At 62.2% G+C, this 19,879-nt stretch carries 21 protein-coding genes; 17 read left to right on the forward strand and 4 right to left on the reverse strand.

Features of this window, described 5'->3' with window-relative positions:
• Positions 1-37: 37 nt before the first annotated feature.
• Positions 38-457, forward strand: coding sequence for a universal stress protein (locus C5P05_RS23530; RefSeq protein WP_114972289.1), 420 nt, complete (start codon positions 38-40; stop codon positions 455-457).
• Between the two features lie 39 nt (positions 458-496).
• On the opposite strand, the gene C5P05_RS23535 is transcribed toward C5P05_RS23530, so the two are convergent.
• A complete protein-coding gene (locus C5P05_RS23535) occupies positions 497-1,429 on the reverse strand; it encodes a LysR family transcriptional regulator ArgP (RefSeq protein WP_114972290.1) in 933 nt (310 codons plus the stop codon).
• Between the two features lie 537 nt (positions 1,430-1,966).
• Between C5P05_RS23535 and C5P05_RS23540 the strand changes: the two genes are divergently transcribed.
• The 8 genes from C5P05_RS23540 to C5P05_RS23575 all read left to right on the forward strand — a co-directional run bounded on the left by C5P05_RS23540 (position 1,967) and on the right by C5P05_RS23575 (position 10,079).
• The gene (locus C5P05_RS23540; RefSeq protein WP_114972291.1) at positions 1,967-3,757 is read left to right on the forward strand and encodes a methyl-accepting chemotaxis protein; all 1,791 of its coding nucleotides are present in this window, start codon (positions 1,967-1,969) and stop codon (positions 3,755-3,757) included.
• A 28-nt stretch (positions 3,758-3,785) separates the two neighbouring features.
• Positions 3,786-4,406, forward strand: coding sequence for a response regulator (locus tag C5P05_RS23545; RefSeq protein WP_114972292.1), 621 nt, complete (start codon positions 3,786-3,788; stop codon positions 4,404-4,406).
• A gap of 15 nt (positions 4,407-4,421) precedes the next feature.
• Entirely contained in the window at positions 4,422-4,796 is a 375-nt protein-coding gene (locus C5P05_RS23550; protein ID WP_114972293.1) for a response regulator, read from the forward strand.
• A gap of 12 nt (positions 4,797-4,808) precedes the next feature.
• Entirely contained in the window at positions 4,809-6,860 is a 2,052-nt protein-coding gene (locus C5P05_RS23555; protein ID WP_114972294.1) for an ATP-binding protein, read from the forward strand.
• A gap of 86 nt (positions 6,861-6,946) precedes the next feature.
• Positions 6,947-7,762 (forward strand): AmmeMemoRadiSam system protein B, encoded by an 816-nt coding sequence (gene amrB / locus C5P05_RS23560; RefSeq protein WP_114972295.1) that lies wholly within the window; start codon positions 6,947-6,949, stop codon positions 7,760-7,762.
• A complete protein-coding gene (gene amrA / locus C5P05_RS23565; RefSeq protein WP_114972296.1) occupies positions 7,749-8,333 on the forward strand; it encodes an AmmeMemoRadiSam system protein A in 585 nt (194 codons plus the stop codon). The genes amrB and amrA overlap by 14 nt, the downstream gene beginning before the upstream one ends.
• Positions 8,330-9,409: an AmmeMemoRadiSam system radical SAM enzyme gene (gene amrS / locus C5P05_RS23570; protein ID WP_114972297.1), complete on the forward strand. Its 1,080-nt coding sequence runs from the start codon at positions 8,330-8,332 to the stop codon at positions 9,407-9,409. Before amrA ends, amrS begins: the two co-directional genes overlap by 4 nt.
• 19 nt (positions 9,410-9,428) lie before the next feature.
• A complete protein-coding gene (locus C5P05_RS23575) occupies positions 9,429-10,079 on the forward strand; it encodes a dienelactone hydrolase family protein (RefSeq protein WP_114972298.1) in 651 nt (216 codons plus the stop codon).
• 35 nt (positions 10,080-10,114) lie between these two features.
• On the opposite strand, the gene C5P05_RS23580 is transcribed toward C5P05_RS23575, so the two are convergent.
• Both C5P05_RS23580 and C5P05_RS23585 read right to left on the reverse strand, forming a co-directional pair.
• Positions 10,115-10,738: a phosphoribosyltransferase gene (locus tag C5P05_RS23580; RefSeq protein WP_114972299.1), complete on the reverse strand. Its 624-nt coding sequence runs from the start codon at positions 10,736-10,738 to the stop codon at positions 10,115-10,117.
• Between the two features lie 20 nt (positions 10,739-10,758).
• Positions 10,759-11,169: a c-type cytochrome gene (locus C5P05_RS23585; RefSeq protein WP_114972300.1), complete on the reverse strand. Its 411-nt coding sequence runs from the start codon at positions 11,167-11,169 to the stop codon at positions 10,759-10,761.
• Between the two features lie 161 nt (positions 11,170-11,330).
• Here C5P05_RS23585 and C5P05_RS23590 point away from each other — a divergent pair, with 161 nt between their 5' ends.
• The 8 genes from C5P05_RS23590 (at position 11,331) to C5P05_RS23625 (ending at position 18,260) form a co-directional block, all read left to right on the forward strand.
• A complete protein-coding gene (locus C5P05_RS23590; protein WP_114972301.1) occupies positions 11,331-11,987 on the forward strand; it encodes a BON domain-containing protein in 657 nt (218 codons plus the stop codon).
• Positions 11,988-12,014: 27 nt separating this feature from the next.
• Complete coding sequence (locus C5P05_RS23595) at positions 12,015-12,467, forward strand: CBS domain-containing protein (protein WP_114972302.1); 453 nt, start codon at positions 12,015-12,017, stop codon at positions 12,465-12,467.
• Between the two features lie 44 nt (positions 12,468-12,511).
• Positions 12,512-14,290 (forward strand): acetate--CoA ligase, encoded by a 1,779-nt coding sequence (acsA, locus tag C5P05_RS23600; protein WP_114972303.1) that lies wholly within the window; start codon positions 12,512-12,514, stop codon positions 14,288-14,290.
• On the forward strand, positions 14,287-15,300 hold the full coding sequence (gene pdhA / locus C5P05_RS23605) for a pyruvate dehydrogenase (acetyl-transferring) E1 component subunit alpha (protein WP_114972304.1): 1,014 nt from the start codon (positions 14,287-14,289) through the stop codon (positions 15,298-15,300). Before acsA ends, pdhA begins: the two co-directional genes overlap by 4 nt.
• On the forward strand, positions 15,300-16,289 hold the full coding sequence (locus tag C5P05_RS23610; protein WP_114972305.1) for an alpha-ketoacid dehydrogenase subunit beta: 990 nt from the start codon (positions 15,300-15,302) through the stop codon (positions 16,287-16,289). Before pdhA ends, C5P05_RS23610 begins: the two co-directional genes overlap by 1 nt.
• Positions 16,286-17,473, forward strand: a complete 1,188-nt coding sequence (locus C5P05_RS23615; RefSeq protein ID WP_114972306.1) for a dihydrolipoamide acetyltransferase family protein — start codon at positions 16,286-16,288, stop codon at positions 17,471-17,473. Before C5P05_RS23610 ends, C5P05_RS23615 begins: the two co-directional genes overlap by 4 nt.
• A 30-nt stretch (positions 17,474-17,503) precedes the next feature.
• The gene (locus C5P05_RS23620) at positions 17,504-17,755 is read left to right on the forward strand and encodes an acyl carrier protein (protein WP_114972307.1); all 252 of its coding nucleotides are present in this window, start codon (positions 17,504-17,506) and stop codon (positions 17,753-17,755) included.
• A gap of 124 nt (positions 17,756-17,879) precedes the next feature.
• Complete coding sequence (locus C5P05_RS23625) at positions 17,880-18,260, forward strand: hypothetical protein (RefSeq protein WP_114972308.1); 381 nt, start codon at positions 17,880-17,882, stop codon at positions 18,258-18,260.
• On the opposite strand, the gene hemN is transcribed toward C5P05_RS23625, so the two are convergent.
• Positions 18,246-19,637 carry an oxygen-independent coproporphyrinogen III oxidase gene (gene hemN, locus C5P05_RS23630; RefSeq protein ID WP_114972309.1) on the reverse strand — a complete coding sequence of 464 codons (1,392 nt, stop codon included), beginning with the start codon at positions 19,635-19,637 and terminating at the stop codon, positions 18,246-18,248. The genes C5P05_RS23625 and hemN overlap by 15 nt on opposite strands.
• Between the last annotated feature and the right edge of the window lie 242 nt (positions 19,638-19,879).

Raw genomic sequence — 19,879 nt, forward strand, 5'->3', positions numbered from 1 at the left:
TTGGGTACACTGAGGTTTTACACGAGGAAAGCAAAAAATGAAGATTCTTCTCGCCGTCGACGGCAGTCTCTACACCAAAAAAATGCTGGCTTATATGGCCACGCATGAATTGTTCAGCCACGGCAACGACTACACCGTGTTCACGGTCCAGCCGGTGTTGCCGCCGCGAGCGCGGGCTGCCGTGGGCAAGGAGATTGTGGATACGTACTATGAAGAAGAATCCGAGAAGGTGCTGGCGCCCGTGACCAAATTCCTGTTGCGCCACGGCATTGATGCCAAGAGCAGCTGGAAGGCCGGGCATGTGGGCGAAACCATCGCCAAATTCGCGGACACCGGGAAATTCGATCTGCTCGTCATGGGCTCGCATGGCCACGGCACCTTGGTCAATCTGGTGGTGGGCTCGGTGGCCACCGAGGTGCTGGCGCACTGCAAGGTACCGGTGCTGCTGGTGCGATAGACGCGTCTGGCTGGCGGGTTTCGTGGCCCCCAGCAGGCTTTACTTCACAGCTCTGGCCGGCGCTGGCGTGAGCGACACGGCGGCGGCGGCAGTCAAGGCACCGGTGAGCGCATCCAGCACGACAGAGTCCAGATTCCAGCAATGCCAGTACAACTCCACCGGCAAGGCGTGACCCGGCGCAACGTCCACCAGCCGGCCACTTTGCAGATGCTCCCGCACCTGCAGCTCCGGCAGCACGCTAACGCCCCATCCGGCCACAACGGCACGCACCTGGCCTTCCGAGCTGGGCACATACAACTGACTCAGGGCGACACGGTTGAGATGGAAGACTTGCCCGATGAATTCAGCCTGCAAATCATCCTTGCGGTTGAAGGCAATGAAGGGCACGTCGCGGAAATTGTGTGGCGACAAGCCGTCCGGGCAATGCGCAGCCGCATAGCCGGCTTCGGCGACGGCCACATAGCGCATGGCCCCCAGCGGCACCATTTTGCAACTCCGCAAGGCCTGCTTGAGCGTGGTCACACAACCCAGTACCCGACCCTCGCGCAGCCACTCGATGGTGAAATCCTGGTCATCCGTGATGATCTCCAGACCGAGACCCTGGCGGGCCAGGCCGGTCAAGGCGGGCAAAACCCAGGTGGCAACGCTGTCCGCATTGATGGCAATGGAGATCCGTTCCACGTCGTGCCCACCGCTCGCCACGCCGGGCGCCAGATCCTTCAGATCGCGCTCCAGGTCGGCCCGCAGCAAGCGCATCTGCATGGCGTGCTTGAGTAGCAAACGCCCGGCCGAGGTGGCCTTGAGCGGGCGACTGCGCACGATCAGGACCGTGCCCACCTGAACTTCAAGCGAGCGCAGGCGCTGCGACACGGCGGACTGGGTGATCGAGAGCCGGACGGCGGCGCGTTCAAAACCGCCCTCTTCGACGATGGCCGCGAGACATTCCAGCGCATTGGGATCAAAAGTACTCATGCAAGCCACCTCAATTAGAAAGTCTAATGTTTTTCCGGAAAGTTTAATTTAACTCTCATATTGCACAACATACGCCACATGGCGGCCATGAAAACCATCATTCGTCCAGGCCTGGGCCGCTGGTTACGTGGTTCCCGAGGCCGCGTCCTTGTACAAGCACGATGCCGTGCGGCGGGAGAATCCCGGTCGCACTACTATTTTAATAGCTGTATGCGCACGTTCTACGGGGGCTAGAGACCAATATGACATAAATATCTGCCGCACCTGAGCGCCGACCGGTTTGTGGACGCATCCGCCGGAAATGGCTTTTCGCTTCGTGGCTTTGTGCCGGCCAATCCGAACCAACGGGGATCGAACACCGCGCCGGCTCGTCGCCCGGTGTCGGCCGGATGGATCAATGTCAGATTTAAAATATCAAAATTCAATAAAATTTACCAACAATACAAAATATTCCATAGAATTCAACCATTGAATTCGATCTACCGGGGTTAATTAGCATCACGTCGCCCAAAGCGCAACTTTCAAAGGACACGCATCATGAACTTCAATGAGCTGAAAATTTCCACCAAACTCGCCCTGGTGATCGGTATGCTGGCAGCCTTGCTCGTGCTGATCGGCGGCCTGGGCCTGTATGGCATCGGCAAGTCCAACGATGCGCTGAAATCGGTTTATGAGGACCGTACGGTGCCCACCGCGCAGCTGGGTGAGATCCGCGCCCTGATGCTACGCAACCGGATGGACCTCAACATCGCGCTGGTGACCCCAACGCCCGAAGTCATCAGCGAGCGGACTGCGGAGATCGAATCCAACATCGCCGCCATCAGCAAGACCTGGGATGCGTACATGGCCACCTATCTGACGCCGGAAGAGGCGAAGCTTGCCAAGACCTTCACCGAGGATCGCCAAAAGCTCGTGCAGGAAGGGCTGAGGCCGACGATCGTCGCGCTACGCGCCAACGATCTGAAAGAGGCGCAGCGCTTGCTGGTCGAGAAGGTCCGTCCGATGTCCGTGCCTGCCGAGCGAGGCAGCGACGCCTTGATCAAGCTGCAGATTGAGGTGGCCCAGAAAGAATACACAGAGGCCGCCGCCCGCTACGCCACGATTCGCCTGGTCTCGATTTCGGCCATTGGGGGCGGCCTGCTGTTCGCCGCGCTGTTCGGCTTCGTCCTGGTGCGCAATATCGGGCGGCAGCTCGGTGCCGAGCCCGGCGAAGCTGCAGGTCTGGCCCAGCGTGTGGCCGCCGGTGATTTCAGCATGCCGATCGCGCTGAGGACGGGTGACAGCACAAGCCTGATGGCACAGCTCAAGGAAATGCAAACCAGCCTGGCCACGGTGGTGAACCACGTGCGGCAGAACGCGGAAGGCGTGGCCACCGCCAGTGCGCAAATTGCCCAGGGCAATAACGACCTGAGTCAGCGCACCGAAGAGCAAGCCTCGGCGCTTGAAGAGACCGCCGCTTCCATGGAGCAGCTCAGCGCCACCGTCAAGCAGAATGCCGACAACGCCAAACAGGCGAACCAGCTGGCGCAAAGTGCCTCCAGCGTGGCCATCCGGGGGGGTGACGTGGTGGCCCAGGTCGTCGACACCATGAAAGGCATCAACGATTCTTCGAAGAAGATATCCGACATCATCAGCGTCATCGACGGTATCGCGTTTCAGACCAACATCCTGGCGCTGAACGCGGCGGTGGAAGCCGCCCGCGCCGGCGACCAGGGACGCGGCTTTGCCGTGGTGGCCTCGGAAGTACGGAGCCTGGCCGGGCGCTCGGCCGAAGCCGCCAAGGAAATCAAATTATTGATCAGTGCCAGTGTGGAGCGGGTCGAGCAAGGCACGGTGCTGGTGGACCAGGCCGGCACCACCATGACCGAGGTGGTGAGTTCCATCCGACGCGTCACCGACCTCATGGGTGAGATCAGTGCCGCCAGCAGCGAACAAAGTGCCGGGGTGTCGCAAGTGGGTGAAGCCGTCGTCCAGATGGACCAGGTGACACAGCAAAATGCGGCACTGGTGGAAGAAATGGCGGCGGCGGCCAGCAGCCTGCAAACGCAAGCCAGCGACCTGGTGCAGGTGGTTGCCGTCTTCAAGTTGGGGGCCAATGAGAGTCAGCCGCTGTCGACTGCGGCGGTGCGCTCGCCCAAGCCCGCGGCCCTGAATTTCAAGAGCACGGATCGGCGTAGCGCAGGCACAGCCAAGAGCGCCACCGCCCGCTCGCGTGCACCCGCGCCAGCCCAAGACCATGCCCTGCCTGCGAAGCTGCTGGCTTCGAAGCCAGCAGCCCCCAAAGTGACAGCCGCCGCGGGTGGCGATGCTGATTGGGAAACCTTCTAAGTGGGCAGCTAAGATCGGCTGTATTTCAATGCAAGAAGTAAGCATAAAAAAATCGTTTTGCACCACCCGCGAGGCCGCCGACCTGTTGGGCGTGTCGGTTGGCACGGTGCAACTGTGGGTTGAAAGCGGCTTGCTGCAGGCCTGGAAAACCGCCGGTGGCCACCGGCGCGTGCTGCGTGATTCGGTGGATCGCCTGTTGCACAAAGAACCCGTGTCAACGCCAGCCGATGCCACGCCCGCGCCCAACCTGCGCCGCTTGCGTGTGTTGGTGGTGGAGGACGATGCCAACCTCCTGCGTCTCTATGACGCCAATATTTCCCGCTGGCCCATGGCACCAGAAGTTGCCTTGGCGGACAACGCCGTGAGCGCGCTGTTGATGATGGGTCGCAACTGCCCGGACTTGCTGCTGACCGACCTTCACATGCCGGGCATGGATGGATTCAACATGTTGCGCGTCTTGCGCGCATCCCCCGAATTTTCCGAAACCACCATCGTGGCGGTCAGCGGGCTTGATGCGGCCGAGATCGAACAGCGCGGCGGCATACCTCCCGGAATCGAGGTCTTGCCCAAACCGATTCCGTTCAACCGACTGCTGGCCATCGCCACGGACATCGTTAACCAGGGACGCTTCCAACGGCCACCGGTTTGACTGTTTGCCCCTGCCATGCCCCAAATCCTGATCGTTGATGACCAAGCCGTTATCCGGCGCCTGCTCTCCATCACCTTGGGCCAGGACTACGAAATTCTGGAGGCCGAAGACGGCTTGGGCGCGCTGGAAGCCATTCGGCGCCATCACCCCAAGGTCGTTTTGCTCGATGTCATGATGCCCGGCACCCTGGATGGCTTGCAGGTACTCGACGCCATCAAGGGCAACCCGCTGACCCGAGATATTCTGGTGGCGATGGTGACCGCACGGGGCCAGGCCGCGGACAGTGACGACGCCCGCCAGCGTGGCGCCGATGCGTATTTCATCAAACCCTTCAGTCCGCGCCAGGTGCTTGCATGGGTCCGCAGCAAGCTGGCGCCCTCCCAGGCTTGACCACGACCGCCGATGCCCACTGCCGCGACCTTGAACACCGCCACGAATAACCAGCGCACACTTGTCGCCATCTGGCTGGCCGCTGGCGTGCTGATTTTTTTGACCTGGTGGCAAGTGTTTGCCTTGGTCAGCGATAGCCGGGTCAGAGAATTCACCGCCGCCGAGCGTGACCTGGCAAACATCACCCGTGTCAGCCAGGAGCATGCCAGCCGCACGCTGCGCAGTGCCGACCAGGTCATTCGTTTTGTCCAGTCGCGCTACCTCGACATCGGCAATCGCCTGGACCTGAAGGACCTGACCGCGAAAGGTGTGATCGATGCCGACATCTTCAATCAGGTGGGCGTCATCGATCCGCAGGGCATTTTTGTCTTGTCCAACCGGCTGTTCGCTGCGCAGATGGACCTGTCAGACCGCGAGCACTTCAAAGTCCACGTGGCGGCCGACACGGACGAACTGTTTGTCTCCCAACCGGTGCTCGGGCGAACCACCGGCAAATTATCGATTCAACTCACCCGGCGCATCACGCGTCCCAATGGCGAATTCGCGGGCGTGGTGGTGATCTCGATGGACCCGGGTTATTTCACCCGCTTTTATGGGGACATCAAGCTCGGATCAAAAGGTCTCGCGGCACTGTATGGTCTTGATGGCATCGCGCGCGCGCGCCGGGTCGGCGACAAGGAAGAGTTTGCCGTCAACGCGGCCTCGGCCCCGATGTTTGCGCGCATTGCCAAAGGCGATGAATTTGGCTCGTATACCAATCGCTCGCCAGTTGACGGCATTGAGCGCATGTACTTCTACCGCAAGATACCGCAGTACCCCCTAGTCGTGTCGGCCGGACTGGACACGCAGGAATTGTTGAGCAACCACTACCGCAACCGGGATGCATTGAGGATACAGGCGGCCTTGGTGAGCCTGTTGATCGTCGCGCTGGCCGGCGCCCTGACCCGATATTTGTTACAGATCCGCCAGGTGATTGCGGCGCGCCAGTTTGCGCTGATCCAGATTCAAGACCGTACCGAACAACTCAATGCCATTTTTGCCCTGAGCCCGGATGGCTTTGTCTCGTTTAACCAGGAACGCCGTGTCAAGTATGTCAACCCGGCCTTTGTCAAAATGACGGCCTTGGGCGCGGTGCGGCTTGAAGGCCTTGATGAGCAGGAATTTTCAGCCTGGCTCGCCCAGCGCTGCGAATCCGGCACCCCCTTTGCTGGCGTTTCTGCCCTGCGTGCCCGGGTCACCGGCGACAAACCTGACGCGTTCGAGCTCATTGAAATTGAACGCAATGGCAAGCGGGTGCTGCAAGTCGGCTTGCGCCTCAGCGAGTCAAGCACGGTGTCGCAAATCCTGTACTTCCGTGATGTCACGCACGAAACCGAAGTCGACCAGATGAAGAGTGAATTTCTCTCCACTGCGGCGCATGAACTGCGCACCCCGATGGCCAGTGTGTTTGGTTTTTCCGAGGTCTTGCTATCGCAGGAGTTCGATGCCGCCACGCAGCGTGAATTTCTGACCATTATTTACGAACAGTCGGAACGGATGTCCAACATCCTGAACGAGTTGCTCGACCTGGCCCGGATCGAGGCGCGCCGCGGCAAGGATTTCCATTACACCCGGGTTTGTCTGCAAGAATTGGCTGGCGACCTGGTCAAGGCTTTCAAGCTGCCGCCGGGTCGCGCTTTGCCGGAACTGGTGATGCCGGTTCTGCCGCTGTACGTCATGGCGGACGCCGGCAAGTTGCGCCAGGCTCTGTTGAATGTGCTGTCCAACGCCTACAAGTACTCGCCTGCGGGCGGTTCAGTCGTTTTCAAAATTGAAGTCGGGGTCGATGCTGGGCAGCCACGGCAGGTCTGCATTCACATCACCGACCAGGGCATTGGCATGACACCCGAGCAGTTGCAGCGGGTGTGCGAGCGCTTCTACCGCGCCGACACGTCAGGCAAGATTGCAGGCACCGGTCTGGGCATGAGCATCGTCAAGGAAATCATTGAACTGCATCGCGGCCACATCAGCATTGCAAGTACCTTTGGGCAGGGCACCCGGGTCAGTCTGTGCCTGCCCGGTTAACTGACCGTCTTGTCAAATGTGACTTGATAAGTAGCAAATCACCCTGATCTTCGGTGGCATAAGCTTCTTCGTGAATGGAGGCACTTATGCACCGAGTCCGTCAACCCGCTGTCGCTGGCGCCTTTTATCCCGGGCAGGGAAAAATACTGTCGATTGATGTGATGGGCATGCTGGCGGCGGCAAAATCCGTTGCGGACACGACCGCCAAGGCACCCAAGGCCATCATCGTTCCCCACGCGGGTTACATCTATTCAGGCCCGACGGCGGCGCTGGCCTATGCGCGCCTGGCCGCCGGGCGGGAAACCATCCGGCGCGTGGTTCTGCTGGGCCCCGTGCACCGCGTGCCGGTGCGGGGTCTGGCCCTGCCAGATGCCGACTCCTTTGCCACACCCTTGGGCGAGATTGAGGTGGATCAAGACGCCGTCGCGACCATCACCTCATTGCCCCAGGTGGTGGTCAGCCCCATGGCCCACCGCCTGGAGCACTCTTTAGAGGTACAGCTGCCATTTTTGCAATCCGTGCTGGATGACTTTAAACTGCTGCCGCTGGCCGTGGGGGATGCGACGCCGCCGGAAGTGGCGCAGGTGCTGGAGGCACTCTGGGGCGGCCCGGAAACACTGATCGTGATCAGCTCCGATCTCTCCCATTTTCTGCATTACCGCGCGGCACAGACGATGGACCGCGAAACGGTACAAAACATCATGAATCTCAACAGTTCACTCACCCATGAGCAAGCCTGCGGTGGCACGCCAGTCAACGGCCTGTTGCTGGCCGCCAAACAACATCACTTGCAGCCGCGACTGCTCGGACTTTGCAACTCGGGTGATACGGCGGGCGACAAAAACCGCGTGGTCGGCTACGCCGCATTTGCGTTTATGGAAGAAGCCCATGACATCCATTGACACCCTCCAATCGGTCAGCCTGGGCCGGCCCGGGCCAACATTGCTGTCGATTGCCCGCGCCGCCATCTCGACGGCACTGGGTCGCACCGCGAAAGTGGCCGAAGATGCCGTCTGGTTACAGGCGCTGGCGGCTTGTTTTGTCACGCTGACCCAGCAGGGGCAGCTACGCGGCTGCATTGGCACCTTGGAAGCGCGCCGCACCCTGCTCGACGATGTCAAGGCCAACGCCGTGACCGCCGCCTTGTGTGACCCGCGCTTTTCACCGCTGACAGCGACAGAACTAGACAACACCGCCATTGAAGTGTCCTTGCTGTCCCCGATGCAGGCCATGCGTTTTGACAGTGAAGCGCATGCGCTGACGCAGTTGCAGCCCGGCGTCGACGGTGTCCTGTTCGAGTACGAGCGTTACCGCAGCACATTCCTGCCGCAGGTATGGGAACAATTGCCGACGACGTCCGAGTTCATCGCCCAACTTAAACGCAAGGCCGGTTTACCGCCTGATTTTTGGGCCAGTGGTGTGCGGCTGCACCGTTACACCGTCATCAAATGGCAGGAAACCGAGAGGTCATGATGCAGGAATCCAGCTACCCTGGCCGTTACTGGCACGCCCTGCCGGATGGCCGCATCCAGTGCGACCTGTGCCCGCGCGACTGCCGGCTGCACGAAGGCCAGCGCGGCGCCTGCTTTGTGCGCATGCGCCAAGGCGAGCAGATGGTCCTGACCACCTACGGACGCTCATCGGGATTCTGTATTGACCCGATCGAGAAGAAGCCGCTCAACCACTTTTATCCAGGCAGCAGTGTGCTGTCTTTCGGCACCGCCGGCTGCAACCTGGCCTGCAAGTTTTGCCAGAACTGGGATATCAGCAAATCGCGCGACATGGACCGGCTGATGGACCAGGCCTCGCCCGAGGCCATAGCATCGGAAGCGCTCAGGCATGGCTGCAAGAGCGTCGCCTTTACCTACAACGACCCGGTGATCTTTGCCGAGTACGCCATGGACGTGGCCGATGCCTGCCATGCGCGCGGCGTCCAGACCGTGGCGGTAACTGCCGGTTACATGCATGACCAGCCACGGCGTGATTTCTACGCCAAAATGGACGCAGCCAATGTGGATCTGAAGGCCTTCACCGAGGCTTTTTATTTCAAGCTCACCGGCTCGCATTTGCAGCCAGTGCTCGATACCCTGGTCTACCTCAAGCGCGAAACCGATGTGTGGTTCGAGATCACCACCTTGCTGATACCCGGCCATAACGATTCGGATGAGGAAGTTACTGCGATGAGCCAATGGATTTTGAAGGAACTCGGCGCCGATGTGCCCTTGCACTTCTCGGCCTTCCATCCCGACCACAAGATGCAGGACGTTCCGGCCACGCCTCCCGCCACGCTGGTGCGCGCCCGCAACATGGCGCTCGAAGCCGGGCTGCACTACGTCTACACCGGCAATGTGCACCATATCGAGGGTGACACCACTTACTGCCCGGACTGCCATGCACCGCTGATCGTGCGCGACTGGTACCAGATCAAACAATACCGGCTTGCCGCTGACGGCCACTGCCCTGACTGTGGCACCGCCGTGAATGGGCGCTTTGCCGCGCAGGCCGGCAACTTTGGCCGCAAACGCATCCCGATCGCGATGCATGCCTGAGGGGAGGAAAGATCATTTCATGAACGAAAGCAATGCGCAACTTGTCCAGATCCCGGTGGATGATGTCCATGTCGAGGGCCTGCTGGAACTACCGACCGGTGCACAGGGCATCGTGCTGTTTGCCCATGGCAGCGGCAGCAGCCGCCACAGTCCGCGCAACAACTATGTCGCCCGGGTGCTGCACGACAAGGGCATTGGCACACTGCTGCTCGACTTGCTCACGCTCGCTGAGGACCTGGACTACCACACCCGCTTCGACATTGACTTGCTGACCCACCGCCTGCTGGCCGTCACACGCTGGGTCAGAACGCACACGCCCCCGACCCGGCACCTTCCGATTGGCTACTTTGGTGCCAGCACCGGCGCCGCTGCAGCGCTGCAGGCCGCAGCCGCCCTGGGCGAGGAAATTCATGCCGTGGTGTCGCGTGGCGGGCGTCCCGATCTGGCGGGGAACCATGATCTCGCCCGGGTCAAAGCCCCCACCTTGTTACTGGTAGGCAGCCGGGATGAAGAGGTGCTTGAACTCAACCGCGAGGCCTATGCCTGCCTGCCTTGCACCAAGGAGTTGAGCATCATTGCGGGCGCGACGCATCTGTTCGAGGAAGCGGGCACGCTGGAGGAAGTGGCACGCCAGGCAGCCATCTGGTTCAGCCAGTATCTGAAAGCCTGAAGTCGCCGCGGACAGCGGTCTGTTCCTGACGGGGCTCAATTCTTCCGCAGTAACTCGATGACCTCCTCGTCATCCACCTGCGGAAAATGCCGGTAAAACTGGCCCACCGCCTGGAAAACCGCGGGGGCTTCGAGACACACCACTTCATCGGCCAGATCCGCCATTTTAAGCAGCGTGTCTGGCGGTGAGACCGGCACGGCGCAGATCAGTTTGGCGGGCCGGCGTGCGCGCAAGCCGTGCAGCGCGGAGATCATGGTGGCACCCGTGGCCAAGCCGTCATCGATCACGATGACGATGCGCCCAGCGGGATCAATCGGCGCGCGCACCGGCGTGTACTGGGCGCGGCGCTGCCGAAGCGTATCCATCTGCAGTCGCTTCTCGGACTCGATGTAGGCCGAATCTGCCCCGTACAGTTCAGCGTAGTCGGACTGATACATCCAGCCACTTTCATTGACCGAGCCAATCGCCAGTTCGGGCTGGTTCGGTGCCCGCAACTTGCGCACCAGCACGACATCCAATTCCCCTGCCAGCTTGTCCGCGATGATTTTGGCCATCGGCACCGCGCCACGCGGAATCGCCAGGATTAGCGGATTCTTGCCCCGGTAGGCCTTGAGCCTCTCGGCCAGCCGAATGGCCGCTTCATCACGATCGCGAAACATGGACCACGTCGACAAGCGCGTTATTTTTCTTGAATCCGCGACAGGTAATCGAGCAAGGCAGTGATGCGGTTGCGCGCATTCAAGTCCTTCGGCCCTGTATCCTCGGCACGGTAGATTTGGCCCCACACGGGCATCTCACGCGCCCCATGGGAGCCGATCACAGCCGATGTTCTCCCGTCAATCCATTCTCCGATGCGCTGACTGGGGAAAGCGCCGCCATTGAGCTTGGACAACATAGTGAGATCAGACGGCGGCTTGGTGAGGTAGCTGCGCATCGCCCCATCGCCTTTTCCAGACACCCCGTGACAACTGGCACAACTGGCCATGTACTCATTTTTTCCCAAGTCAGCACTGCCTTGCGCGAAGCTTGCGCTACTGAACCAAGTCAGCGCCAGCAAGGCCGCGCTCAACCCCAAATTTGACAGCTTCATGATTCACCTCCCCGTTGTAAAAAATCCCTCATCTGTGATGCTGAAGTCTGCTGACTTGCGCCGATGCCAACTTGATTTTTCTCAACGTGAGGCACCCTGTCCAGATTATCCTGAGATGGCATGGCGAGCGTCGTTTTGCCATTTCTCTATCAGGAGCGAACATGAAAACTGATTCAGAGTTAAAGAAGGATGTATTGACGGAGTTGTCATGGGATCCGCTCGTGCCTGAAGCCCGTGTCGGTGTTGCGGTCAGCGAAGGCGTGGTGACCCTGACCGGTCATCTGGACACCTATTCGGAAAAGGTAGCAGCCAAGCGCGCGGTTGAACGTGTGGCCGGCGTGAAGGCGATTGCCGTGGAGCTGGATGTTGTCCCGCTCGGCGTTCACCAGCGCAGCGACACTGAAATCGCCACGGCGGTGGAACATGTTCTGGGCTGGAACACCTCGGTGCCGCAGGATCGGGTCAAGGTGATGGTGGAAAAAGGCTGGGTCACCCTGAGTGGGGAACTCGACTGGAATTTTCAGCGGCGCGCGGTGGAGCGCATGGTCCGGCCACTCAAGGGGGTGGTGGGCATCACCGACGACATCCGGCTCAAGGTACTGCCCATACCGGCCAACCTGACCCACCGGATTCAGGATGCGCTCACCCGCCAGGCCGAGCGCGAAGCGCGCCGGATCGAGATTTCAGTCGACGGCAGCGTGGTGACCTTGCGCGGGCATGTTCACTCCTGGGCCGAGCGGAGTGCGGCCGAAGGAGCCACCTGGTCGGCCCCGGGGGTGAGTCGCGTCAACAACGAGCTGACGACTGACGATGCCTAGCACGCCGAGTTTTTTGGGAGAACGCTGATGGCAACGCAATTGAAGGACTTCGCGACCTCGGTGGTGGCCGTGGTCGAGCCCGAAACGCCTGCGCTGGTCGTGGCGCAGCTCATGCGCAAGCATCACATCGGCGCTCTGGTCGTCGTGGAGGCCCAGGAAAAAAGCCGGCCCGTCGGCATCGTGACGGATCGTGACCTGGTGCTGGAATTGATGGCCGAAGGGCTGGATCCGGCGGTGTTTACCGCGGGCGACATCATGACGGTGGATCTGGTCCTGGCCATACCGGACATGGACGCGATGGAGGCGGTGCAACTGATGAAGACGCACCGGCTGCGTCGCCTGGTGATTGTGGACGACGCCGGCCGGCTGATGGGCATCGTGACGATGGAAGACATCCTTGAACTCCTGACGCGCGAACTGGCGGACCTGACCGCCGGGCTGGCCGGCGCGCGGGACCGGGAAGTCACCGAGCGGACTTGACGCGGCACGGGCGAACCCCGGCGTGCACCAACCAAAGGGCGGGTATGGAGAGACCGGCTATCATTCACAAGCTCGCGTCTGAGCAGCGCACGCCGCCGCATTGGACCGACTTTGAGGCGGAGCGTCGCGTGGATGTGTGGGGTCTGGCCCGGCGGGCCTTGCAGGGTCTGCCAGGTGGTGGCCTGAATATGGGCTTCGAGGCAGTGGACCGGCATGCTGGCGGTGTGTTGCGCGACCGCATTGCGCTGCGTTTCGTTGCGCGCAACACGCCCGCCCTGGACCTCAGCTACGGCCAGCTGGCGCAGCAAACCAACCGCTTTGCCAACGTGTTGCAGGACTTGGGTGTGAACAAGGGCGACCGGCTGTTTGTACTGGCCGGGCGCATGCCCGAGCTCTATGTTGCGGTACTCGGGGCGCTGAAAAATGGCACGGTGGTGACGCCACTGTTCTCCGCCTTTGGCCCGGAGCCTATTGCCACGCGCATCCGGCTCGGCGCAGGCCAGGTGCTGGTGACCACCGATGCGCTGTACCGGCGCAAGGTGAAGCAGATTCGCGAACAGATGTCCTCGTTGCGCCATGTGCTGCTGGTGGCCGAAGATGGTGGCATCACGAACGAACCGGGCACGCTCGACTGGCACACGCTGATGGCCTTAGCACCCGACACCTTCAGCACGGTGGCCACGCAGCCCGACGACCCGGCTTTGCTGCACTTCACCAGCGGCACCACCGGCACACCGAAGGGCGCGTTGCATGTGCATGGGGCCGTGGTGACCCACTTTGCCACTGGTCGTTATGCACTGGATCTGCACCCGGATGACCGCTACTGGTGCACCGCCGACCCCGGCTGGGTGACAGGCACCTCCTACGGCATCATCGCGCCGCTGCTGCAGGGCGTAACCTCGCTGATTGACCGTGAAGAGTTTGATGCCGAGCGCTGGTACACCCTGCTGGAACAGGAGCAAATCAGCGTTTGGTACACCGCGCCCACGGCGATACGGATGCTGATGAAAGCCGGCACCGAATTGGCACGGCGCCACAGCTACCCCGCGTTGCGTTTTGTCGCCAGCGTCGGCGAGCCACTCAACCCGGAAGCGGTGTGGTGGGGCCAGGAGGCGCTGGGCCTGCCGATTCACGACAACTGGTGGCAGACCGAGACCGGTGGCATCATGATCGCCAACACCCCGGCCTTTGACATCAAGCCCGGCTCCATGGGCCGGCCCCTGCCCGGCATCGAGGCCTTCATCGTCGAGCATCTGGAGGCCGAGGGCGAGCCGCCGCGGGTGCGCATCATCGACACCCCCAATGTTGAAGGTGAGCTGGCTTTGAGGAGCGGCTGGCCGTCGATGTTTCGCGGTTATCTGAACAACGAGGCGCGCTACCGCCAATGCTTTGCCGGCGACCTGTACCTGACCGGTGATCTGGCGCGGGTTGACGCCGATGGCTATTACTGGTTTGTCGGCCGTGCCGACGATGTCATCAAGTCGGCCGGCCACCTGATTGGCCCGTTCGAGGTGGAGAGCGTGTTGATGGAACACCCGGCGGTGGCCGAGGCCGGGGTGATCGGCAAGCCCGATGCGATGGTGGGCGAAGTGGTCAAGGCCTTTGTCTCACTCAAGGACGGCTACCAGCCCAGCGAAGGGCTGCGCATGGACATCTCGGCCCATGCGCGCAAGCGCCTCGGGGCGGCCGTGGCGCCGAAGGAAATCGCTTTTCTGCCCAGCTTGCCCCGCACCCGCAGCGGCAAGATCATGCGCCGCCTGCTCAAGGCGCGCGAACTGGGCCTGCCGGAAGGCGATACCTCGACGCTTGAAGGCGGCGCATGAACTCGTTTCAAGTGCCCGCGCCACCGAGTGGCCCGGTGCCTTGGGACAAGCCGTTGGCGCTGGCCGTGCTGTCCGACCTGCTGCGCGTGCGTCGCATGGAGGAAAAGGCGGCCGAGTTGTATGGCCAGCAAAAAATTCGCGGCTTCCTGCACCTGTACATCGGCGAGGAAGCGGTGGCGGTCGGCGCCGTGCGCGCACTGACGGCGGACGACAACGTCGTGGCCACCTACCGCGAGCACGGCCACGCGCTGTTGCGCGGCGTTGGCATGGGGCCGATCATGGCCGAGATGTATGGCAAACAGGAGGGCTGCTCGCATGGCCGGGGCGGCTCGATGCACTTGTTCGACCGTGCGGCGCGCTTTTACGGCGGGCAAGCCATCGTCGGCGGCGGCCTGCCGCTGGCGGTCGGGCTGGCCCTGGCTGACAAGATGGCCGGCCGCCCGGCGCTGACGGCCTGCTTCTTCGGTGAAGGCGCCATCGCCGAGGGGGCGTTTCACGAAGCCATGAACCTGGCCGCGCTGTGGCAGCTGCCGGTGCTGTTTTGCTGCGAGAACAATTTTTACGCCATGGGCACGGCGCTGGCGCGCTCCGAATCGCAGACTGATCTGTGCGTGAAAGCCGCGTCCTACGGCATGGCGACCGTGAGTGTCGATGGCATGGACGTGGTGGCCGTGGTGGACGCCGTGCAGGGCGCCGCGCAGCAGGTGCGCGCCGGCAAGGGCCCGGTGTTTGTGGAGCTGCGCACCTACCGTTTCCGGGCCCACTCCATGTTTGACCCCGAGCTGTACCGCGACAAACGCGAGGTAGAGGCCTGGAAGACACGCGGACCGATTCACACCTACAGCGCCCGCCTCAAGGCGCAAGGCAGCCTGACGGAAGACGAGTTCCTGGCGCTGGATGCGGCGGCGCAGGCCGAGGTCGAGGCCGCGGTGGCTTTTGCCGAGGCCGGTACTTGGGAGCCGGTGGAAGAGTTGCTGCGCCATGTGTACACAGCCGAAGGGGCGCTGTGATGGGCCGGCGTATCAGCTACCGAGAAGCCTTGCGGGAGGCGCTGCGCGAAGCACTGCAGGCCGACCCGCGCGTGTTCCTGATGGGTGAGGACGTGGGCCGCTATGGCGGCACCTACGCGGTGTCCAAGGGGCTGCTGGAAGAGTTCGGCCCCGAGCGCATTCGCGACACGCCACTGTCCGAGCTGGGTTTTGTCGGAGCCGGCATCGGTGCGGCGCTGGGGGGCATGCGCCCGATTGTCGAAGTCATGACCGTCAACTTCAGCCTGCTGGCGCTGGACCCGATCGTCAACACGGCGGCCATGCTGCACCACATGTCGGGCGGCCAGTTTTCGGTGCCGCTGGTGATCTGCATGGCCACCGGCGCCGGGCGCCAGGTGGCGGCCCAGCATTCCAACAGTTTCGAGAGCTGGTACGCCCATGTGCCCGGCCTGCGCGTGCTGACCCCGGCCACGGTGGAGGACGCGCGCGGCATGCTGGCACCCGCGCTGGCCGACCCGGACCCGGTGCTGATCTTCGAACACGCGCAGCTCTACAACCTGGAGGGCGAACTGCCCGACGGGGACGCGCCGACGGTGGATATTAGTAGCGCCTGCGTTCGCCGCGCAGGCAGCGATGTCAGCCTGATCACCTATGGTGGCTGCCTGCCCAAGGCCTTGCGGGCGGCGGAGGAACTGGCGGCCCTGGGCATTGCCGCCGAGGTGATCGACCTGCGCGTGTTGCGCCCGCTGGATGACGCCACCGTGATGGCCTCGGTGCGCAAGTGCCGGCGTGCGCTTGTCATCGACGAGAGTTGGCGTTCCGGCAGTCTGGCGGCCGAGGTCATGGCGCGGATCATGGAGCAGGCTTTTTTCGATCTGGATGCACCGCTGGCGCGGGTGTGCAGCGAAGAGGTGCCGATTCCCTACGCCCGCCACATGGAAGAAGCCGCACTGCCGCAAGTGCCGAAGATCGTGGCGGCGGTGCAGGCCTTGCTGGGGAACACGGCGTGATCGAGTTCAAGCTGCCCTCGCTCGGCGCCGACATGGACGAAGGCACTTTGCTCAGCTGGCAAATCAAGCCGGGCGACACGGTGCGCCGCGGCCAGGTGGTGGCGGTGGTGGACACGTCCAAGGCGGCGGTCGATGTGGAGATCTGGCATGACGGCATCCTGCATGAACTGCTGGTGCAGCCGGGCGAAAAGGTGCCGGTGGGCACCGTGCTGGCGACGCTGCTGGAACCGGGCGAGACCGCTGCACCCAAGCCCATGCCCGCGTTTGAGAAAGCGCCCGTCAGTGCCGCGCGCCATGCGGTGTCGCCGTCCGCACGCCGACGGGCGAAGGAACTCGGCATTGACCCCGACAGCGTGCGTGGCAGCGGCGCGCAGGGCTCGGTCACGCTGGCCGACATCGAAGCGGCGGCGCGGCTTCATGCGCCTGCGCCACCGGTCGCCGCAGCCGCTGCAGTGCCAGCCGCCGAAGCCGCTTCGGCCACCCCAGCCGGCGTCGATCGCCAGAAGGAAATGCGCAAGGCGATTGCCGCAGCCATGAGCCGCTCGAAACGCGAGATTCCGCACTATTACCTGAGCGAGATGATTTCAATGGCCACGGCGCTGGCCTGGCTGCAGCAGCACAACGAAGGCCTGCCCATCACCGAACGCATCCTGCCGGCCGTGCTGCTGCTCAAGGCGGTGGCGCTGGCGCTGCGGCGCACGCCCGAGCTCAACGGTTTCTTTCGTGACGGCCAGTTCCAGCCGAGTACGGCGGTGCACACCGGCGTGGCGATTTCGCTGCGGGGTGGGGGCCTGGTCGCGCCCGCGCTACACGACGTCGGCGCCAAGCCGCTGGCGCAGCTGATGCGCGAGCTGGCCGACCTGGTCAAGCGGGCGCGGGCCGGTTCGCTGCGCAGCTCCGAAATGAGCGACCCGACCCTCACCGTCACCAACCTCGGCGAGCAAAGTGCGGCCTCAGTGTTTGGCGTGATCTACCCGCCACAGGTAGCGCTGGTGGGCTTTGGCAGCATCGCCACGCGCCCCTGGGTGGTGGACGGCGACGTGCGCGCGCAGCCACTGGTGTGCGCGACCCTGGCCGCCGATCACCGCGCCTCGGATGGCCACCGTGGCGCCCTGTTTCTGGTCGAGCTGCGCGAACTGTTGCAGCAACCCCAAGCGCTGGCGGACGCCTGCGCCACGCCATAACCCAAGCCAACCCAAGCCAGGAGCCTCCTCATGACACTTGATCGTCAGACCCTGACGGATACCGTGATCACCCTGTTGCGTTCGATTGCGCCCGAGTTGGAGCCTGAGGCGCTGGCACTCGCGCAACCGCTTCGCCAGCAGGTGGATCTGGACTCGATGGACTGGCTTAATTTTCTGGTGAGCCTGCACGAGCGTTTTGGCGTGAACATCCCGGAGGCGGACTACGCCCGGCTGGTCTCCCTCAACGACGTGCTGGACTATCTGCAAGTCCGACTCGCCTGAGTCCAGCTTCCGGCGCGGCACTCCTGCCTTCAGGGGACGAATAAACAGCGTTGGTTTTTACCCTCTTTTTTAACTTTAGTGCCGGCGCGCCGCAACCCACAATACACTTCAACGAGGAGACCCCATGGCATTGCAATACCAGCTCAAAGAAGGTAACTACCATTTGTACGACATGAGCACACCGGCCAGCGCGGTCACCGGGGAACACCGCTTGCGCCTCACAACCGACAACGTCGCCATTGCTTTTGACGCCAGCACCGGCGCGCTGCATGAGCATGGCAGCCCTTTTCGCATCAATTCCTGGGCCACCACGGCCCGCAGGCGCTTACGCGCCGCCGGCGCGCTGGACCGCGCCAATGACATCGTGGTGGTCTCCGGCCCCTTGCCGGTCGATGAGATCAACAAATGCCTGCAGATCAGCGGTTACTGCCGGCACATGTTCACGCGCCTGGCCACCCTGCCGCACGGCAAGCGGATCGCGCACCAGCGCTCAAATCAACTTTGAAAACTTGGCGCTGGATTGCTGCGCCAGGTAGCTGTCAAACACCATGCCGACGGCGCGCACGAACATCCGCCCCTTGGGCGTGACTGCAATCCGGTGCTCGTCAACCTGAATCAGTTCGGCCTCTTCGTACTGTTTCAGTTGCGCCAGCTCCTGCGCAAAGTAGCTGCGAAAGTCGATGCCGTGCGTGCGGTTGATCGCCGCAAAGTCAACCGGTCCGCTGCACATCAGCTCCATGATCACCTGGCGCCGCAGCACATCGTCGGCGCTGAGTGAAAAGCCTTTCTCGATCGGCAGCCGATTCGCGTCCAGATGTTGGTAATAGGCGTTCACGGTGCGCACCGACTGGCTGTAGGAATGACCGACCTTGCCGATGGCGGAGACGCCAAAACCGATCAAGTCACAGTCGGCGCGCGTGGTGTAGCCCTGGAAGTTGCGGTGCAGGCTCTTGTCCAGCCGCGCCTTGTTCAGCTCGTCATCCGGCTTGGAAAAATGGTCGAGCCCGATGTAGATGTAGCCGGCGTCCAGCAAGCGCCGCACCGACATCAGGAAGATCTGCAGGCGCGCCTCGGCGGTCGGCAGGTCGGCTTCGACAATCAGGCGCTGCGCCTTGAAGCGGCTCGGCAGATGGGCGTAGTTGTAGAGCGCGATGCGTTCCGGCGACAGCTCGATGACACTGTCCAGCGTGCGGTTGAAGCTCTCCAGCGACTGTTTGGGCAGGCCGTAAATCAGGTCGGCGTTGATCGACTCGAAACCCGCCTTGCGGCTGGCCGTGACGGCTTTTTCCACCATCTCGTAGGGCTGCACCCGGTTCACCGCCTGTTGCACCGCGAGATCGAAGTCCTGCACGCCGAAGCTGGTGCGGTTAAAGCCCAGTTCCGCCAGCATCGCCATGGTGTCGTCGCTGACGGTGCGCGGGTCGATCTCGATGCCGAGTTCGGCGTCCGGCAGAAAATCAAAATGGCTGCGCAGCATCGTCATCAACTCGCGCAGTTCATCCGGGCTTAAGAACGTCGGGGTGCCGCCGCCGAAATGCAGCTGCGCCGTGCGCCGGTCCGGGCCGATGTGGGCGACCACCAGCGCCATCTCCTTGGCCAGGTAACGCAGGTACTCGGTGGTGCGGCCATGTTCCTTGGTGATGATCTTGTTGCAGGCGCAAAAGTAGCACAAGGACTCGCAAAACGGCAAATGCACGTAAATCGACAGCGGCGGATTGTTGCCCGCCTGCGTGCTGCGCTGCGCCAGGTACTCGATATAGCTCTGCTCGGTGAATTCCGCATGGAAACGGTCGGCCGTGGGGTACGAGGTGTAGCGGGGACCGAGTTTGTCAAAGCGGCGTATCAGTGCTTCGGAAAATTCGATGTCTGGCAATGTGTTCATGGGATGACCTGTCGATGGTGTTTTTCAAGCGCTGGCGCTGGCGCGCGCGCCTCTGATCGGGCTCATTATGCGGCCTGCCCATGCAGCACCCTGCGCCCGTCAGGGGCTTTGATCAAGCGTTGGAGCATGGCCGTCATGGGTGGTAATAAAAATTCATTTAAAAGAAGTATTTTACTTGCATCTTATTTATAGATGCATTTAGAATACCTCTTAAGTGATGCCGGGCTCACGCTCTGTCCACT

Source organism: Rhodoferax ferrireducens, from assembly GCF_003347515.1.
Classification (GTDB): domain Bacteria; phylum Pseudomonadota; class Gammaproteobacteria; order Burkholderiales; family Burkholderiaceae_C; genus Rhodoferax.

Bases quoted from the DNA above. Each gene is read 5' to 3' on its own strand.
- C5P05_RS23530 (WP_114972289.1), top strand. From the start codon at position 38: ATGAAGATTCTTCTCGCCGTCGACGGCAGTCTCTACACCAAAAAAATG.
- C5P05_RS23535 (WP_114972290.1), bottom strand. From the start codon at position 1,429: ATGAGTACTTTTGATCCCAATGCGCTGGAATGTCTCGCGGCCATCGTC.
- C5P05_RS23540 (WP_114972291.1), top strand. From the start codon at position 1,967: ATGAACTTCAATGAGCTGAAAATTTCCACCAAACTCGCCCTGGTGATC.
- C5P05_RS23545 (WP_114972292.1), top strand. From the start codon at position 3,786: ATGCAAGAAGTAAGCATAAAAAAATCGTTTTGCACCACCCGCGAGGCC.
- C5P05_RS23550 (WP_114972293.1), top strand. From the start codon at position 4,422: ATGCCCCAAATCCTGATCGTTGATGACCAAGCCGTTATCCGGCGCCTG.
- C5P05_RS23555 (WP_114972294.1), top strand. From the start codon at position 4,809: ATGCCCACTGCCGCGACCTTGAACACCGCCACGAATAACCAGCGCACA.
- amrB (WP_114972295.1), top strand. From the start codon at position 6,947: ATGCACCGAGTCCGTCAACCCGCTGTCGCTGGCGCCTTTTATCCCGGG.
- amrA (WP_114972296.1), top strand. From the start codon at position 7,749: ATGACATCCATTGACACCCTCCAATCGGTCAGCCTGGGCCGGCCCGGG.
- amrS (WP_114972297.1), top strand. From the start codon at position 8,330: ATGATGCAGGAATCCAGCTACCCTGGCCGTTACTGGCACGCCCTGCCG.
- C5P05_RS23575 (WP_114972298.1), top strand. From the start codon at position 9,429: ATGAACGAAAGCAATGCGCAACTTGTCCAGATCCCGGTGGATGATGTC.
- C5P05_RS23580 (WP_114972299.1), bottom strand. From the start codon at position 10,738: ATGTTTCGCGATCGTGATGAAGCGGCCATTCGGCTGGCCGAGAGGCTC.
- C5P05_RS23585 (WP_114972300.1), bottom strand. From the start codon at position 11,169: ATGAAGCTGTCAAATTTGGGGTTGAGCGCGGCCTTGCTGGCGCTGACT.
- C5P05_RS23590 (WP_114972301.1), top strand. From the start codon at position 11,331: ATGAAAACTGATTCAGAGTTAAAGAAGGATGTATTGACGGAGTTGTCA.
- C5P05_RS23595 (WP_114972302.1), top strand. From the start codon at position 12,015: ATGGCAACGCAATTGAAGGACTTCGCGACCTCGGTGGTGGCCGTGGTC.
- acsA (WP_114972303.1), top strand. From the start codon at position 12,512: ATGGAGAGACCGGCTATCATTCACAAGCTCGCGTCTGAGCAGCGCACG.
- pdhA (WP_114972304.1), top strand. From the start codon at position 14,287: ATGAACTCGTTTCAAGTGCCCGCGCCACCGAGTGGCCCGGTGCCTTGG.
- C5P05_RS23610 (WP_114972305.1), top strand. From the start codon at position 15,300: ATGGGCCGGCGTATCAGCTACCGAGAAGCCTTGCGGGAGGCGCTGCGC.
- C5P05_RS23620 (WP_114972307.1), top strand. From the start codon at position 17,504: ATGACACTTGATCGTCAGACCCTGACGGATACCGTGATCACCCTGTTG.
- C5P05_RS23625 (WP_114972308.1), top strand. From the start codon at position 17,880: ATGGCATTGCAATACCAGCTCAAAGAAGGTAACTACCATTTGTACGAC.
- hemN (WP_114972309.1), bottom strand. From the start codon at position 19,637: ATGAACACATTGCCAGACATCGAATTTTCCGAAGCACTGATACGCCGC.